Genomic DNA, 16,638 nt, shown 5'->3' on the forward strand with positions numbered 1-16,638 from the left:
GGTTTATGATATGAGAAGAGTAAGGAAAGGTGCCTATATCTTTTTAGGAAAGAGAAGGGGAAAATAGCTATTTACTTTTATTTTCGCTAGAATATGAGTACATAAGAAAGGTGTTGTGGAGCGTGGAGATTCAGTTTTTAGCAGGCAGATCGGGGAGTGGAAAAACGACTGCAATCTTAGAGGAAATCAAAGAACAGCTTCGGCTTGATCCGTTGGGTCCGCCAATCATTTTTTTAGTCCCGGATCAAATGACATTCTTAATGGAATACGAGCTTGCAAAAACGTCTGAAGCTGGCGGGATGATCAGGGCCAAAGTATTTAGTTTCACGCGTCTTGCTTGGTCTATTTTACAGCAGACTGGTGGAGCGAACCGGCAATTTGTGACAAGCACAGGAATTCAAATGCTTTTAAGAAAAGTGATTGAAGAGGAGAAAGAAAAGTTTAAGGTATTCAAAAAAGCGAGTGATAAGCCGGGGTTTGTCGAGCAAATCGAAAAGACGATGGCTGAGTTCAAGAGATACTGCATGCTGCCTGAGGATATTGAAAAAATTTCATTACAGAGCATGCATTCAGAGTATACAGAAGAAAGACGGGCAGCCGAGAAATTGCATGATCTGCATGTTCTTTATCAGCAGATGGAGCAGCATTTACAAGATGAATATGTGCACTCAGAAGACTATTTGACGCTTCTCACGGAGCAAATTCCTTTATCTGAAGAAATAAAAGGAGCACACATTTATATAGATGGTTTTTATCAATTTACACCGCAGCAGCTTCTCGTCATTGAACAGCTTTTGCTGCATGCTGAGAAAATAACGGCTGCTTTCACAGTGGATCGTTCCTATCATGATAAACAGCCAAATGAACTTGATTTATTTCGTATGACAGGTAAAACGTATTTCCAGCTCTATCAGCTTGCTAAAGAGTGCGGCGCGTCCATTTCTGAGCACATTTTGGAGAAAAATAACCGTCATCTTCATACGTCGGATCTTGCTTATTTAGAACGGCAATATGAGCAGAGACCGGTGAAGCCATATCAGGAAATAACCCCTCATCTCACAGTGTCTAAAAGTGCGAGTAAACGAGCTGAAATTGAGGGAGTAGCGAGAGAAATTCTTCATTTAGTGAGAGAAGAAGGACTTAGACTGCGAGATATTTCGATTGTAGCGCGGCATGTAGACGACTATAAAGATACGTTAAAAGAGGTTTTTCGAGATTACGATATTCCATTTTTTATTGATGGAAATGAATCGATGCAGTATCATCCGCTCATTGAATTAATTCGTTCAAGCTTGGATGTCATAAAAGGAAACTGGCGTTATGAGGCCGTGTTTCGCTGCGTGAAGACAGAGTTCTTATTTCCGCTCGAACTTGCCAAAAACAAAGCGAGAGAACAGGCAGACCAGCTTGAAAACTACTGTATTGCTTATGGTGTAAAAGGAGAACGCTGGACAAACGGTTCCCGTTTCCATTACAGGCGATTCCAATCCTTAGATGAGGATTTTGGACAAACAGATCAAGAAATTGAAATGGAACAGATGCTGAATGATGTAAAGGAATGGATCGCACCGCCGCTTTTCCAATTGCAAAAAAGGCTGAAAAAAGCGCAAAAGGTAAAAGACATGGTAGAGGCAGTTTATGTCTTCTTAGAGGAAATACAAGTGCCGGATAAACTTGAAAAGGCTAGGCTGGAAGCTGAAGAAGCAGGTAGATTAGCTGAAGCCATGCAGCATGGACAAGTATGGGATGCTGTTATTCAATTAATGGATGAATTTGTTGAAATGCTCGGTGAGGAGGAGCTCTCATTTCCTTTATTCCAACAGATGATGGATACAGGATTGGCCTCTTTAAAATTCGCTTTAATTCCGCCTTCACTCGACCAAGTATTTATCGGAAGTATGGATTTATCGAGAATGTATCAAGTGAAGTGTATGTTTATCATTGGGGTAAATGATGGCGTTATTCCCGCACGTCCTTCTGACGAAAGTGTTTTGTCTGAGGATGACCGGGAGTGGTTAAAACGAGCAGGAGCAGAACTCGCAGAGACAGGAAAAGAACGGCTGCTAGATGAGCAATTTTTAATTTACCAGGCGCTGTCGAGTCCATCTCATCATTTGTATCTGTCTTATTCAGTGTCAGATGAAGAGGGGCGCTCTCTATTGCCTTCGCCTCTTATCAAGTATTGTCAGGAGCTTATGCCAAATCATGAGCATGCTTTGTATGTGTTAGACCCGGAACAGCTGGATGACAAGGAGCAATTAAAATTTGTAGCGAATGAGCATGTCTCGTTATCGTATACTGTCTCGCAGCTGCAGCAATGGCTCAACCAATACCCCATCAGTGGTGTATGGTGGAGTGTCTATAATTATTTGATGACGTCATCTCATCGGGATGTATCAAAAAACATCTTGTCGAGTTTGTTTTTTACAAATCGAGCGAAGCGCTTAAAACCAAACGTCACAAAAGAACTTTATGGTGATCACATTCAAGGCAGTGTTTCAAGAATGGAGAAATTCAATGCGTGTGCATTTTCTCACTTTGCTTCCCACGGGTTAAAACTAAAGGACCGGCAATTTTATAAATTGGAAGCACCCGATATCGGCCAGCTGTTTCACTCGGCCTTAAAGCATATTTCAGATACGCTTGTTGAACAAAAAAAGGATTGGAAAAACCTAACGAAGGATGACTGTGTCAACTATTCAAGACATGCAATCGAACAGCTTGCACCGCGTCTTCAAAAGGAAATCCTATTAAGCTCTAACCGGCATGCTTATATTAAAGAAAAGCTCCAGAAAATCTTGATTCGAGTCTCTTCTATATTAAGTGAGCATGCAAGAGTGAGTGGATTTTCTCCCGTTGGGCTTGAGTTAGGCTTTGGCGGCCAAGGGCCACTTCCGCCGTTTACTTTTCAATTGAAAAATGGCTGCACGATGGAGCTTGTCGGAAGAATTGACCGGGTGGATAAAGCAGAAGGTTCAAAAGGGCTGCTGTTGAGAATCGTCGACTACAAATCGAGTGAGAAAGGCCTTGATCTAGCAGAAGTATACTATGGGCTCGCCTTGCAAATGCTCACATACTTAGACCTGACGATTACGTATTCAAAGGAGTGGCTCGGTGTAGAAGCAACGCCAGCTGGCATTTTATATTTCCATATTCATGATCCGCTCATTCAAGCACCGATTCCGCTTGCAGAGGATGAAATCGAGCAGGAAATATTCAAGAAATTTAAAATGAAAGGTCTTTTGCTTGAAGATGTAGAAGCGGTAAAGCTAATGGATCAAACGCTTGAATCAGGAAGATCACAAGTCATTCAAGCTGGCTTGAAAAAGGATGGGTCTTTCCGTTCTGACTCTGCTGTTTTAAGTGAAGATCATTTCCATATACTCACACAGCATGTTCGGCGCACGTTTGAAGAGGCAGGCGAAAGAATTACAAATGGCGAGGTAGCGATTAATCCATATAAATTGAAGGATCAAACACCATGCCGCTTTTGTTCATTTAAGTCTATTTGCCAATTTGATGAATCGATAGAGGATAATGAATTTAGAGTGCTTTCATCTGAAAAGGATGATGTTGTGATAGACCGGATCAAAAAAGAAGGGGATCAGTATGCAAATACCAAAACCGAATAACAGTACTTGGACGGATGACCAGTGGGAAGCCATCGTTTCAGAAGGACAAGATATCCTTGTTGCGGCGGCGGCAGGGTCAGGTAAAACAGCTGTTTTGGTTGAACGGCTGATTCGAAAAATGACCCGTCCTGAAGATCCAGTTGATGTGGATCGTCTGCTCGTTGTGACTTTCACAAATGCATCTGCGGCAGAGATGAAGCATCGGATCACAGAAGCACTTGAAAAGGAATTAGCTAAGAACCCCGGGTCCCTTCATATGAGAAGACAGCTGTCGCTCATGAATCGTGCCAATATTTCCACCCTGCACTCCTTTTGTTTGCAGGTTTTGCGCACCTTTTACTATGAGATTGACCTTGATCCAGGCTTTCGTTTGGCTGATCAAACAGAAGGAGAATTATTAGGAGATGAAGTGTTAGATGAACTGTTTGAGGATGAATATAAGGCTGGAAAGCCAGCGTTCTTTGAACTGGTTGATCGTTACACTTCTGACCGTCATGATTTAGATTTGCAATGGCTTGTGAAGAGAATTTATGAGTTTTCCAGATCTCATCCTTCACCTGAACAATGGATGAGGGCATTCCTTTCTCTTTATGATGTAGATGCTCAAACAAAAGTAGAACAATTACCGTTTTACCCATATATCAAAGAGGACCTTTCTCTCGTTTTTCGAAGCTGTCTTGAACTGCTCGAACGAGCTCTCGCCCTATCAAAAGAACCGGGTGGCCCCGCGCCGAGAGCAGAAAATTTTATAGATGATTTAGAGCAGATCAATGAATTAATCAGGCACCAAGATGATTTTGAGAAGCTTTACGAGCTTTTGCCAAACATCAATTTTAAAAGGCTCAAAACATGTAAAGGGGACGAATATGACCCTGTGCTGTTAGAAAAAGCCACAGATGCACGCAATCAAGCAAAAAAACAATTAGAAAAGCTCAAAGATGAATACTTTATGCGCAGTCCCGCCCAGCATTTGAACAGTTTAGCTGAAATGAAGCCGGTGATCGAAACACTTGTGGAGCTTGTCATCCAATTTGGACAGCGTTTCGAAAGAGCGAAGCAAGAAAAATCAATCGTGGATTTTTCGGATTTAGAGCATTATTGCTTACGCATTTTAGCAGAGCAGGACGCGGAAGGAAATTTGATTGAAACAGAAGCGGCCAAGTACTATCAACAGCAGTTTGAAGAAGTGCTCGTTGATGAATACCAGGATACAAACCTTGTACAGGAAACGATTTTAAGGCTTGTATCTAAAGGGGAACATGCTGCAGAGGGCAACCTGTTTATGGTTGGTGATGTAAAGCAGTCCATTTATCGTTTTAGACTGGCTGAGCCTATGCTCTTTTTAAACAAATATAAACAATTTACACCAGACGGCAAAGAAACAGGGAAGAGAATTGATTTAAATAAAAACTTCCGCAGCCGTTCAGATGTGTTAGACAGTACGAACTTTTTGTTCAAACAGCTGATGGGGGAAACAGTTGGAGAAATTGATTACGATGAACAAGCTGAATTAAAGCTTGGAGCTAGTTATCCAGAAAGCGAAGATACAACGACAGAAATGCTTCTTGTACATTTAGATCAACAGGAAGCAGAAACTGACGAAGAGCGAGAAGAACTAGAGACCGTACAACTAGAAGCGAGAGTCATTGCTAAAAAAATAAGAGAATTGGTGGAGCAGCCATTTCAAGTGTACGATGCAAAACAGCAAATGACCCGTAACTTGCAGTATCGGGACATTGTGATTTTACTTCGCTCCATGCCTTGGGCTCCGCAAATGATGGAGGAATTGAAGAAGCAGGGAATCCCTGTGTATGCGAATCTTTCCTCCGGTTATTTTGAAGCAACAGAGGTGTCTGTGATTCTTTCTCTGTTAAAAGTCATCGATAATCCATATCAGGATATCCCGCTTGCAGCTGTATTAAGATCACCAATTGTTCATTTAGACGAAAATGAAATGGCACTGATTCGCACGAGTGATAAAAAAGGCACTTATTATGATGCTGTGAAGGCATTTATGAGTGTGACTCATTCAGATCACCCTACATGCAAAAAACTAGAACGGTTTTTCAGGTTGCTGCGTAAGTGGCGTGATTTCTCCATGAATCATTCAGTAGCGGAATTGATTTGGGAAGTATACCGCGATACGCAGTATCTAGATTACGTTGGCGGGATGCCTGGAGGCAAGCAGAGACAGGCGAACCTCCGTGCTCTTTATGATCGAGCGAAGCAGTATGAAAAAGCTGCCTTTAGAGGGCTGTTCCGTTTTCTTCGTTTTATCGAAAGAATGCAGGAGCGTGGAGATGATCTTGGTGCGGCAAAAACATTCAGTGAAACAGAGGACGTTGTTCGCATGATGACGATCCACAGCAGTAAAGGATTAGAATTTCCAGTCGTCTTTACCGCAGGACTCGGCAGAAACTTTAATATGATGGACTTAAACCAGTCCTACTTGCTTGATAAAGAATTAGGCTTTGGAAGCAAATATATTCATCCAGAGCTGAGAATTAGCTATGCAACATTACCGCTTGTGGCGATGAAAAAAAAGATGAGGAAAGAGCTATTATCTGAAGAGCTGAGAGTTCTATATGTAGCGCTCACAAGGGCTAAGGAGAAATTATTTCTGGTCGGCTCTGTCAAAAATCAGGTGAAGGCATTAAGCAAATGGCAAAATGCTGCAACCGGAGAGGACTGGCTCCTCCCTGATTTTGAACGTTATCAATCGAAAACATACTTAGATTTTATTGGTCCTGCTCTCATCCGCCACCAAGCAATGTCATCTATTTTAGAAGAAACAGGTGATGTTGTTCTGTCACACCCATCAGCATTCACGATCTCATTTACTCAAGCTTCCGATCTTCTAAAAGAAGATATGTCACTTGAAAAGAAGCAGCAGGACGAGGTGGTACAAGCTTTGATGGAAGGTCTGCCTGTTGAAAAATATGGTGATGCTGATGAGAAAGTAGCAGAGAGACTTTCATGGAGATACCCATACCTAGCGGCCTCACAAGTCGGCACAAAGCAGTCAGTTTCCGAGATAAAAAGAATGAAAGAAATACAGGATGAGTACAGTGTTCCTTCTTCTCTTCGAAAAGACCGTGCCACGATGTATGACCGGCCGGCTTTCATGAAGAAAAAAACACTCACTGCCGCAGAGCAAGGCACCGCAATGCATACAGTCATGCAGCATATTGCGCTTCCTTCTGACGAGCCCTTCGATGAAATCCGTATACATCAGCTGCTCGATTCCTTACAGCAGCGAGACTTGCTAACAGATGAACAAGTCCAGTCAATTGATCAAGAAGGAATTGCAGCTTTCTTCTCTACTTCTATTGGTCAAAAGCTGCGGAAAGCGGACTGGGTGAAACGAGAAGTGTCATTTAGTATGGTGTTACCTGTTAAAGAGGTATACAGCCATATTGATGCAGAGGGGGAGCCTGTCCTTATTCAAGGGATGATTGACTGTTTGTTTGAAACGGATGGAAAACTATATTTACTAGATTATAAAACAGATAGAGTGCAAGGCAGATATACAGACGGTCTTGAAGCAGCTGTACCTATATTGAAAAAGCGCTATGAAACTCAAATAGCGTTATATGCAAAAGCAGTAGAACGTTTAACAAACAGAACATTAGAGGAGAAAATTCTTTATTTCTTTGATGGTAATTTAGAAATTTCATTATAAATGTATCGGAATGAGAGGTGAATCACATGAGGATTCTGCATACGGCAGATTGGCATTTAGGAAAAACCCTTGAAGGCCGGAGCCGGCTTGATGAGCAAGCACAGTTTTTAGATGAGCTGAATCAAATCGTAAAAGACGAACACATTGATGTCATTGTCATGGCTGGAGACGCCTTTGATACAGTGAATCCGCCTGCTAGAGCAGAACAGCTTTTTTATGAAAGTCTATCCGCCTTATCAGATAAAGGAAAACGTCAGGTCGTGGTCATCTCAGGCAACCATGATAATCCGGATCGACTATCTGCCGCATCTCCTTTAACTAATGATCAGGGGATTCATTTAATTGGTTATCCGACAAATGACATCATCCGCGTCGATGTTCCTTCTTCAAGTGAACGTTTATCCATTGCAGCACTCGCTTATCCGTCTGAAGCGAGACTAAACGAGGTGCTGGCTGAAACATTTGAAGAGAAATTGCTTCGCGATCATTACAATTTAAAAATACAGCAAGCGTTCCAACATTTAAGCACTCAATTTCAAGCCGATACGGTCAATATCGCAACGAGCCATATTTATGTGGCAGGAGGAAGTCAAACAGATTCAGAAAGACCGATTGAAGTAGGCGGTGCATATACCGTTGCGGCAGAAAGCCTGCCAGAAGCAGCCTGCTATGTGGCCCTTGGTCATTTGCACCGCCCGCAAACCATCAAGCGTGCCAAAACGATTGCCCGCTATTCCGGGTCACCTCTTGCTTACAGCTTTTCTGAATCAGGATATGCCAAATCAGTCACAATTGTAGAGGCAAAACCTAATGAAAAAGCAAGCTGGAAAGAAGTGTTGTTATCAAGCGGAAAACCACTTGTGAAATGGAAGGCAACTGAGGGACTGAGTCAAGTGCACGAGTGGCTGGATGAAAAACGGGATCTTCAGGCATGGATTGATTTAGAGATTCATTTAACAGATCAGCTCTCCATAGAAGAGATCCATCAGCTCCGAAAGCAGCATAGCGGGTTTGTCCATATTAGACCGAAATTTAAAGAACTTCAGCAAATGGAAGAACAAAAGCAAGCCGAAAAGCTCTCAATCGAGGAGCGGTTCGTGAAATTTTATGAGCGCCAGACAGGCGGCGGTCTTCCTGATGAAAAAACAGTCAAGCTGTTTTTGGAGCTCGCCAATGAAATGCAAGAGGAGGAAGCGACTTGAAGCCGATTACGCTAACCATTAAAGGACTTCATAGCTTCAGAGAAGAACAAACAATTGACTTTAGCTCATTATGTGATGCAGGTGTGTTTGGCATTTTTGGACCGACAGGCAGCGGAAAGTCGTCCATATTAGACGCCATGACCCTGGCACTTTATGGCAAAGTGGAACGTGCGTTAAATAATACACATGGTATTTTGAACCAAGCGGAAGAGAAGCTGTCAGTTTCCTTTACGTTCGCTTTACAAAAGGAACACCACATTTCTTATAAAGTCGAACGTGCTTTCAAGCGGGCAGATGAAATGAAAGTCAGAACGACACTATGCCGTCTGATTGAAATTGGGGATACACAGACAGTTCTTGCAGATAAAGCGAGTGAGGTCAATCGTAAAATAGAAGAATTACTCGGGTTAACCATTGATGATTTTACGCGAGCGGTTGTCCTGCCTCAAGGGAAGTTTGCAGAATTCCTTTCCCTAAAAGGAGCCGATAGACGACAAATGCTACAGCGTTTGTTTAACCTGGAAAAGTATGGGGATCAGCTCGTTAAACGTTTGCGCGCAAAAGCGCAGAATCAGTATGGACAAAAAAATGAACTGCTTGCTGAGCTGAATGGCTTAGGAGAAGCTGGCCCAGAGGCGCTCGCAAAGGCAAAGGAAGCGGCTGAGCAGGCAAAGGCTATTTTTCATGAGAAAAAACAAGCACGGGATGAAGCGTTCACTGCTTTTACAAAGGCGCAAACAATTTGGCAGTATCAAAAGGAACGAGAAGCCTATGAGACGGAACTAAACCATCTGAATCAACTGGCACCATCAATGGAAGAAAAAAAGGTCAAGCTTCATATTGCTGAGCAGGCAGAGGCATTAAAGCCTTATGCGGATGCATTAACAAAGGCTGAAAATCAGCTTTCTCAAGCATTAAAAGAGAAGCAGGAAGCAGAAAATCAGCTACTGCATCAACGAACGATCTATGATCAAATGACGCAGAACTATGAGCAAGCAAGGCAAAAGAAAATAGAAACTGAGCCAGAACTTCTTCAAAAGAAAGAGCAGCTGCTTCAGCTAAAGGAAATTGAACGGAAAAAAGAGGCGGCTCTTCAGGAAAAGACGGCAATCGAACAGCGAAAAAACGATACAGCGCAGCAATTATTACAAAAAAAAGAAGAAGCAGACAATCTCCAATCTTTGTTAGAACGTGCACTGGCAAAACAAACACAGCTGAAGCGTGAGCTGGAGCAATTACAAGTCTCTGTAAAAGAACGGAAAAGTGTACAGGATGCTTTGCGTTTAAGCGAAAATGTTCAAAGAATACACCAAAGCATACACAAGGAAGAACAAAAGATGGAGGAGCTCAAAAAGCGATCAACACAGACCGCAGCAGCATATGAAAAGCTTCAAAAACAGCAAAAAGACCATCATGAAAAAATAGACCAATCGTTTCAAGCGATTGAACAGCTCTATTTCTATGTATGTGAATTCGAACGGGCTTTTACAGAATGGAGTAAAAGAGAACAAAGTCAGAAGCTCGCAAAATTAAAACAGCGTGATGCTGTTAGGGCGGCAGAATTAAGAAAAGAATTAGCGGCAGAGCTCGTAGATGGTGAGCCATGTCCTGTTTGTGGATCGATTCATCATGATCCAAAGGCATTGGAAAACAATGACCATGAAGAAACAGTGGCACAAATCGATGAAGTGATTCAACGGATGGACACAGAGCTCAAGCAGGCAGAGGAATATACAAGAGACATGTATGCCGCCAAGCAGTTATTGGAAACGCACGCCAATCAATTAGTAAAGCAGTTTGCCTTTTTATCTCAGAAAGCTCCAGGTGCGGAAGTTGCAGCAGCAGTAGAAGCAGTGCAAAAGCCGGAGTCCTTGCAGTATCTCATGCAAGAATGGAAAGGCTTGAAACAAGATATTCAAGAAGTTGAACGTAAACGAGCTCGTTTAATGGATGAAACATACGATCAAGCAGCAGAGATAAGCAAGACGAAAGATCAAATGACATTTGATCAGCAGCGTATCGAAGAATTAGACGGGCTGATCAAGGAGCTTCAATCTGAGCTTTCAGAGCAAACGTCTCAATTTGAACAGGCCTTCCCGCACTTTACATTGCGCCAAGTACAAGAGATGCAAAAGCAGATCGACGAAAAGGACCAGCAAGCGGAAGGCTATAAAGAGCGTATTGAGAAAAGTATTTCATTTTTGGAAGAAAAACAGCAGGCAAAAGAACAGCTGCAAACAGCCATATATGATGTAGAGAAGGAACTTGATAAACTAGCGCATCAGCTAGAAAGCCAGCAGCAGCTCATTTATCAATATGAAACAGATTTAGGGAGATATCCATTGAAAGCTGTCTCTATTTCTGAAGAGCTGATCGAGGTTGAACACACGCTTGCTCGTCTCAATGAAATGGAACAGCAATCGTACAAGCAATTACAGCATGCGCAGGAGCTCTTTAGTGAAGCACAAAGTCATTTTTCAAGCTGTGAGCGTCAGCTTCAAGAGGCTGACCGGAGAAAACAAGAAGCAAGTGCAGCATGGGCTAAAGAATCGGAGTCTTCTCCTTTTGATAAGCCTCAAGAGATTGAATCTGCTTTTATGAATCAGGCAGTACGTCACTCGGTTAAACAGGAAATTGACGAATTTGAGGATAAAAGAAAGCAATGTGCCGCAAACTTAAAGCGAATTTCTGAGCTGCTGAAAGATGAGTCACTAGATGAAAAGCAGTGGACTGATATTCAACTGAGGAAAGAAGCGGCAGAGAAGGCATTGGAAGAAGCAACAGTGATGAGCGGCTCTGCATATGAACATCTGCGTGTAATGGAAGAGAATCACCAGCGATTTGCAAGTATTCATGAACGCTTGGCGGAGCTGCAGCAAGAAATTGATCGGCTCGATAAGCTGCAAACCGTGTTTAAAGGAAATACATTTGTTGAGTTCTTAGCAGAAGAACAGCTGGAAAGTGTCAGTCGTGATGCATCTGCCCGTCTTGGTATTTTGACAAGACAAAGGTATGCGATTGAAGTTGATTCAGAAGGCGGCTTTGTCATGCGTGATGATGCGAATGGCGGTGTCAGACGTCCAGTGTCCAGCTTGTCCGGCGGGGAAACCTTCCTGACGTCGCTTGCGCTTGCACTAGCTCTTTCAGCGCAGATTCAGCTGAGAGGTGAGTTCCCGCTGCAATTCTTTTTCCTTGATGAAGGCTTTGGTACCCTTGATCAAGACTTGCTCGATACAGTGATTACCGCATTAGAGAAATTACAGTCTCAAAACTTAGCTGTTGGTGTCATCAGCCATGTGGAAGAATTGAAAATGCGGCTGCCGAAAAAACTGATTGTCCATCCAGCAGATCCAAGCGGGAAAGGGACAACAGTCTCAATGGAATTAATGTAAATATTGAGGTGATGACACGGTGGCAAAGCAAACAATTGGATTATGTGAGATGTGCGGAAGACAAGATGTCCTGCTCACAGAACATCACTTAACGCCAAGAGAAGAGGGCGGGGCTTTTTTACCGACTGCCTTCCTATGCATCCCTTGTCATAAACAAGTACATGCCCTCTTTACAAACCAGGAGCTTGCCGCACGTTTGAATACAATTGATGCGCTGAGGCAGGATGAAAAGCTTGCTTCGTACATCAAATGGATTCGGAAACAGCCGGCAAGCAAGCTGGTCAAAACGAAAAAATCGAGACAGCGCAGAAAAAAATAAGCATAAAAAAGCGCTCCTCTATTTGAAATGGGTGTAGAGGAGCTGCTTTATGCATTGCCTACCATATTCTGATCATTTAAGTCAGGATCCACATAGTTGGTGGCGCTAATGCCATTATTTAATATCAAGAAATCTCCGGTATTCCCCGCTCCAGAGCCTAAAGCAGATTTTGACGAACTTTTAGGCGACAGGTAGAATGAGTCACCGACGTTTACGACGCCTCCAGAAATAGAGTTAATGTAAATGGGTCCGACAATTGCTGGCATAATCGACATCCTTTATTCGAAGTCATATCACCATCATATGCGCAGGTAGGTCCATTTGTGAGTTTTGCGGACTTTCATCATTGCTAAACAGCTCTCTAATATGCTTCACTCGCGCAACGCCATTCATTCTACAAGTAGAGCCGATTTGATAGACAGAGGACGATGATACCCCTTCTACATGGATTGAAGACACTTTAATCACAGGCTTTTCATGGTAAAATGCCGTTCTCACTGATCGTTCTGGCAGCATCAATGGAATGGGCTCATAATACACTTCAAATTCTTTCGCATCTAAATTTTCCGCTTCATAGCCATAAAACAAACTAATGGTTCGTTGAACAGCTAAAACCTTGACTGCCGGGCACAGCTCTTGTGTATCACCAATTTGAACCACACTCGAAATCCCGACAGAATTCACCTTTGAGAACTTCACTTTAGATGTGCGCTTGATCATTATCGAGGTGCCAGAGGAACAAACGGGCCAATAATCAGTGATTCTGGCGGTGTATCGAAAATCGAGGATAATTGTACATGGTCTGTGTCCCCGATGATAAACAGGGAAGAGGACGAAACCCCGACTACTTTAATGCTTCCGGTCTCGATGTTGCGGTTGACAACTGTGAAATTCATCCGTTTTCCTCTCCTTTCGTTTCACTTGGAATATGGGCTAAAAAGTGCTCAATCGCCCGCTTTACATCATGCTTCACATATTCAGCAATTTGCTCTGAACGCTGCAGCGGTGTCATTTCTTCCCGGTGTGGCAGCTGTCCCGCATAGTATTTGATCCTGCTGTCAATTTGCTTGCGAATATCCTCAATGATATGGTGTTTGTTGCTTTCATCGAGGGACCCTTCATATCGCTGTTCTAGTTCTTCAAGAAGTTCTGGAGCTTCTTCATTTAAAAATGCATCGACAAGCTGCCGTGTTTGATTGAAAAATTGATCAGCCATTTCTTGCTGCATCATTCCAATTCCCGGGGTTGTTGTTTGGCCCACTTCAAAGTTTTGAACACTGTTTGGATCAGATGGATTGAGGCCGATATTCAGCGTTCCTTCCAGCCGTTCGATTTTCAGTTGATCAAATTGATAATCAATCCGTTCAATATTCGTTGTCGGTTTATCTTTGATCATTTGTATTTCCTGCTGAAGCTCGTTAAGCCTTTTTTCAAGCATCATGAGTTGTTGCGAGTGTTTTTGAATGATGCCATATACCTGTGAAGCGTTGCTCTGATAATCATACATTTACATACACCTCCGGGGATTGCAGATGACTTAAGTTGTTGGTGACTGAAGCGGTACAAAAGGTGCTGTGCTTGCGCCTTGAGATTCTTCAATTCCTTGTGTACCTGCTGCGGCAGGCGCTGCTTCTACGTAGCTTCCCGTGTTATACAGGTTGGAAAGGGCCTTGATGGATCCAGCACTCCCAATTTGCAGAACAGAGGAGTTACTTACAGACTCTACACGTAAATAATTAATTTGTATCGCTTGATTAATATAGAAGTTCAACGGATCCTCACTCCTTACAAGTTACCAACAAGCGGTTGATCAATGACATCACTGTCGTACGTATTTGTCACACTTTTGTAGTTGCTAATTCGCAATTGATCACCAGTATTAAAACTGCCTGCGCCAGCAAACGTTTTAACCTGACTATTTGGAGAAATAGTGATGCAGTCTCCAACATGAACGACTCCGCTCGTTCCGACGGCATTTACTTTAAAGGCTCCCACAATAGCCGGCATAGCGGTGCACATCCTTTATAAAATTAGGGCACTTGTTTTGGGCGTTTCACCATAGCTTATGATGGGTCTTTTAATGTGTGATTGTCTTTTTGAAAGCTTTTGATGAGAGGAATTAGATGTATGGTTTACCCTTTTTTTGAGCAATCTTTAGAGGTGGATTTGATGCCTTTATTTAAGAGTGTGTCAAGCTCTTGACTGCACCTGATCGTTTCTTCGGCATTCATCCCGAATTTTTTTGCAGTCTCAATTAAATGTAATCTTTTTTGTTCAATTTCATAATTGATCATAACGGACGCCAACTCTCACATTTTTTATCAAATAGAAGGATATGGTTAGTATACCCTATTTTTCTATAAAAAAAGCTGTTTCGTCAATATGAGTAATAAAGTGACAAAATTCGAAAGTGTTCTTACGTACCAAAAATCTCTTTTTTGATCTCAGTCTGTAAATAACGTCGTCTTTTGTTGATATATTGCCGGATTAAGTCTCTTTCAGACTGCAAGACATCTTTTCGATCTTTCGTATATGGATCATCTCCAATTCGATCCTCAATCGATTCATGCCATTTCTCTATGATTGGGCAGAGCCGGTCTTCTACAAAATGTGTATCGAGTACATGCTGGAAAAGTGTGTAATAGGCTCTTTTAAACGAAGGGATATCTAGTAATCTAGCAGTTAATGTATTAAACCCGTTTACTGGGATATAATCAAACGGCATTTCTTCTCCATGAATGTCACGACCCCATGTTGCATCATAATCCCAAGGAAGTACTTGAAACCTCCCTTGTTCATTTACATAAAGGGCATAGTTATGAACAAAACCATCAAAGTTTTGTGTGCATACCACACCGATGAGCCAGCGGAAATACTGTGTCACATCTAGGTATTGTTCAATTTTTTCTGCAAAAGTGTCATCTTTCGCTGTGTTGAGAAAGTAAATAAATTCGCTCAGCCGCTGATCATGTTGAGAAGTCCCCGTTTTTTTCTCATATCCGAGAAGAAGGTGCTTTTTTGGTTTTTTATCAAAAGAACTCAAAAGGGAGAAGTTCGCGTCATCATCAACCGCATAATAAATGCCGCCTCCTGAAAGCTGCCGTTTTTTAAGAAAGAACTCATCGACGGATTCTATTTTTAAATAAATCCCTTCTTTTCTTCCATTTATGGTGAGAAACACATGAGAAGCGGCTGGGCTATGCACCCCCATCTGCTCAAAGAAATAAAAGGACAGCCTGTTTCGGATAAACGACGGATCATTGTACTCTGCATTTAAATGAAAGATGGATTCGCCTTGTCTTTGTTTTGGCTTTCGGTATTCAATTTGATAGGACTTTTTCTTAAGCTTTCTAATGTGCGATCCGCGGTATGAAGCATAAATATGTGATTTGGTTTGGCCGGTTTTTAGAATAGCTTCAACAGGTTCATCGTTCCAAATGTCTTTTTTTAATTCAATCAGGTCCTTTGGATGAATCCACATATCAAGTTGTTTTAAAGGTTCTGTGTTCATATGTTCATCAGCCTCCTATATGCTCTTCTTTACGATATGAAAGTGAAGGAATGTCCTGTACCGGCTGGTAGGTATTCATGGAGTTTTCAAGGAAAGAGGCATTCGTCACGAACACTTGTCTACCGAGTCTCGTAACATAAAGCAGAGAAGATAAACAGCTTTGTCTGTTTGTTTTGTCGAAGATAGACTGGGAGGGGAATTGTTCGTGAGTACATTTGATCATTCACACATTGAACATGCAGTAGCTTCACTTCGAAGTGAGGGACGTGATCATCACTTAGATCGTGAACCAGAATCGAGACGTTCGCATAAGTCAGCTCGTTCTCGTCATTCAAGTCGCGGTCATTGGTTCTTTGGCGGTGGTGGACGCCGTAAATCACGCCGCAGTAAAAAAAGCTACAGAAGCTATCGTTCAAAGAAAAGTTATCGCTCTAAGAAAAGCTATCGTTCGAAGAAAAGCATGAAGAGTAAAAAGTCATATAAAAGCAAAAAATCTTACAGAAGCAAAAAGAGCGAACCGAAAAAGTCACACCGCAGCAAATGCAGATCCCATCATAAGAAAAGCTGCCGCAAGTCACACCGCAGCAAATGCAGATCGCATCATAAGAAGAGCTGCCGCAAGTCGCGCCGCAGCAAATGCAGATCGCATCATAAGAAGAGCTGCCGCAAGTCACATCGCAGCAAGCACAGATCCCACAATAAGAAGAGCCGCAAGTCGCGCCGCAGCCATCGATCTAAACGTTCTCATCACCATAAACGAAGCCGCTCTTGCCGAAGATGTGGAAAGAAATCGCATCGTTCCAGAAATAGAATAAATGTTGAGCGTAAATGGGATCAAGGGAACATGTGGGAGTACCGCCGTTTCCGCTAAGCATTCAATCATCATTTTTGAAACCCTTT

General features: G+C 42.4%; 14 protein-coding genes. 5 read left to right on the forward strand and 9 right to left on the reverse strand.

Annotated features, from left to right (window positions below; genetic code table 11):
* The first annotated feature begins 122 nt into the window (after window positions 1–122).
* The 5 genes from addB to NSS65_RS05240 are packed head-to-tail and all read left to right on the forward strand — an operon-like array spanning window position 123 to window position 12,227.
* Window positions 123–3,632, forward strand: coding sequence for a helicase-exonuclease AddAB subunit AddB (gene addB, locus NSS65_RS05220; RefSeq protein ID WP_041117059.1), 3,510 nt, complete (start codon window positions 123–125; stop codon window positions 3,630–3,632).
* Window positions 3,610–7,314: a helicase-exonuclease AddAB subunit AddA gene (gene addA / locus NSS65_RS05225; protein WP_326135023.1), complete on the forward strand. Its 3,705-nt coding sequence runs from the start codon at window positions 3,610–3,612 to the stop codon at window positions 7,312–7,314. The genes addB and addA overlap by 23 nt, the downstream gene beginning before the upstream one ends.
* A 26-nt stretch (window positions 7,315–7,340) precedes the next feature.
* Complete coding sequence (gene sbcD, locus NSS65_RS05230; protein ID WP_326135024.1) at window positions 7,341–8,516, forward strand: exonuclease subunit SbcD; 1,176 nt, start codon at window positions 7,341–7,343, stop codon at window positions 8,514–8,516.
* Window positions 8,513–11,908: an SMC family ATPase gene (locus tag NSS65_RS05235; RefSeq protein WP_326135025.1), complete on the forward strand. Its 3,396-nt coding sequence runs from the start codon at window positions 8,513–8,515 to the stop codon at window positions 11,906–11,908. The genes sbcD and NSS65_RS05235 overlap by 4 nt, the downstream gene beginning before the upstream one ends.
* Window positions 11,909–11,927: 19 nt before the next feature.
* Window positions 11,928–12,227, forward strand: a complete 300-nt coding sequence (locus NSS65_RS05240; RefSeq protein ID WP_034282144.1) for a hypothetical protein — start codon at window positions 11,928–11,930, stop codon at window positions 12,225–12,227.
* A 47-nt stretch (window positions 12,228–12,274) separates the two neighbouring features.
* Here NSS65_RS05240 and NSS65_RS05245 read toward each other — a convergent pair whose 3' ends face one another.
* From NSS65_RS05245 to NSS65_RS05285, 9 genes are all read right to left on the reverse strand, one after another.
* On the reverse strand, window positions 12,275–12,493 hold the full coding sequence (locus tag NSS65_RS05245) for a spore germination protein (protein WP_003211468.1): 219 nt from the start codon (window positions 12,491–12,493) through the stop codon (window positions 12,275–12,277).
* Between the two features lie 22 nt (window positions 12,494–12,515).
* Entirely contained in the window at window positions 12,516–12,947 is a 432-nt protein-coding gene (locus NSS65_RS05250; protein WP_041117063.1) for a spore germination protein GerPE, read from the reverse strand.
* Window positions 12,947–13,123: a germination protein GerPD gene (locus NSS65_RS05255; RefSeq protein ID WP_003210893.1), complete on the reverse strand. Its 177-nt coding sequence runs from the start codon at window positions 13,121–13,123 to the stop codon at window positions 12,947–12,949. The genes NSS65_RS05250 and NSS65_RS05255 overlap by 1 nt, the downstream gene beginning before the upstream one ends.
* Entirely contained in the window at window positions 13,120–13,734 is a 615-nt protein-coding gene (locus NSS65_RS05260; protein ID WP_070325684.1) for a spore germination protein GerPC, read from the reverse strand. The genes NSS65_RS05255 and NSS65_RS05260 overlap by 4 nt, the downstream gene beginning before the upstream one ends.
* 30 nt (window positions 13,735–13,764) lie before the next feature.
* The gene (locus tag NSS65_RS05265) at window positions 13,765–13,998 is read right to left on the reverse strand and encodes a spore germination protein GerPB (protein ID WP_003210877.1); all 234 of its coding nucleotides are present in this window, start codon (window positions 13,996–13,998) and stop codon (window positions 13,765–13,767) included.
* A 14-nt stretch (window positions 13,999–14,012) separates the two neighbouring features.
* The gene (locus NSS65_RS05270; protein ID WP_003211745.1) at window positions 14,013–14,234 is read right to left on the reverse strand and encodes a spore germination protein; all 222 of its coding nucleotides are present in this window, start codon (window positions 14,232–14,234) and stop codon (window positions 14,013–14,015) included.
* A gap of 125 nt (window positions 14,235–14,359) precedes the next feature.
* Window positions 14,360–14,521, reverse strand: a complete 162-nt coding sequence (locus tag NSS65_RS05275) for an aspartyl-phosphate phosphatase Spo0E family protein (RefSeq protein WP_029707539.1) — start codon at window positions 14,519–14,521, stop codon at window positions 14,360–14,362.
* Window positions 14,522–14,643: 122 nt separating this feature from the next.
* A complete protein-coding gene (locus NSS65_RS05280; RefSeq protein WP_280806455.1) occupies window positions 14,644–15,738 on the reverse strand; it encodes a CotH kinase family protein in 1,095 nt (364 codons plus the stop codon).
* Between the two features lie 670 nt (window positions 15,739–16,408).
* Window positions 16,409–16,624, reverse strand: a complete 216-nt coding sequence (locus tag NSS65_RS05285) for a hypothetical protein (protein WP_251232210.1) — start codon at window positions 16,622–16,624, stop codon at window positions 16,409–16,411.
* Window positions 16,625–16,638: the final 14 nt, after the last annotated feature.

Source organism: Bacillus sp. FSL K6-1006 (genome assembly GCF_038593175.1).
Classification (GTDB): domain Bacteria; phylum Bacillota; class Bacilli; order Bacillales; family Bacillaceae; genus Bacillus; species Bacillus safensis.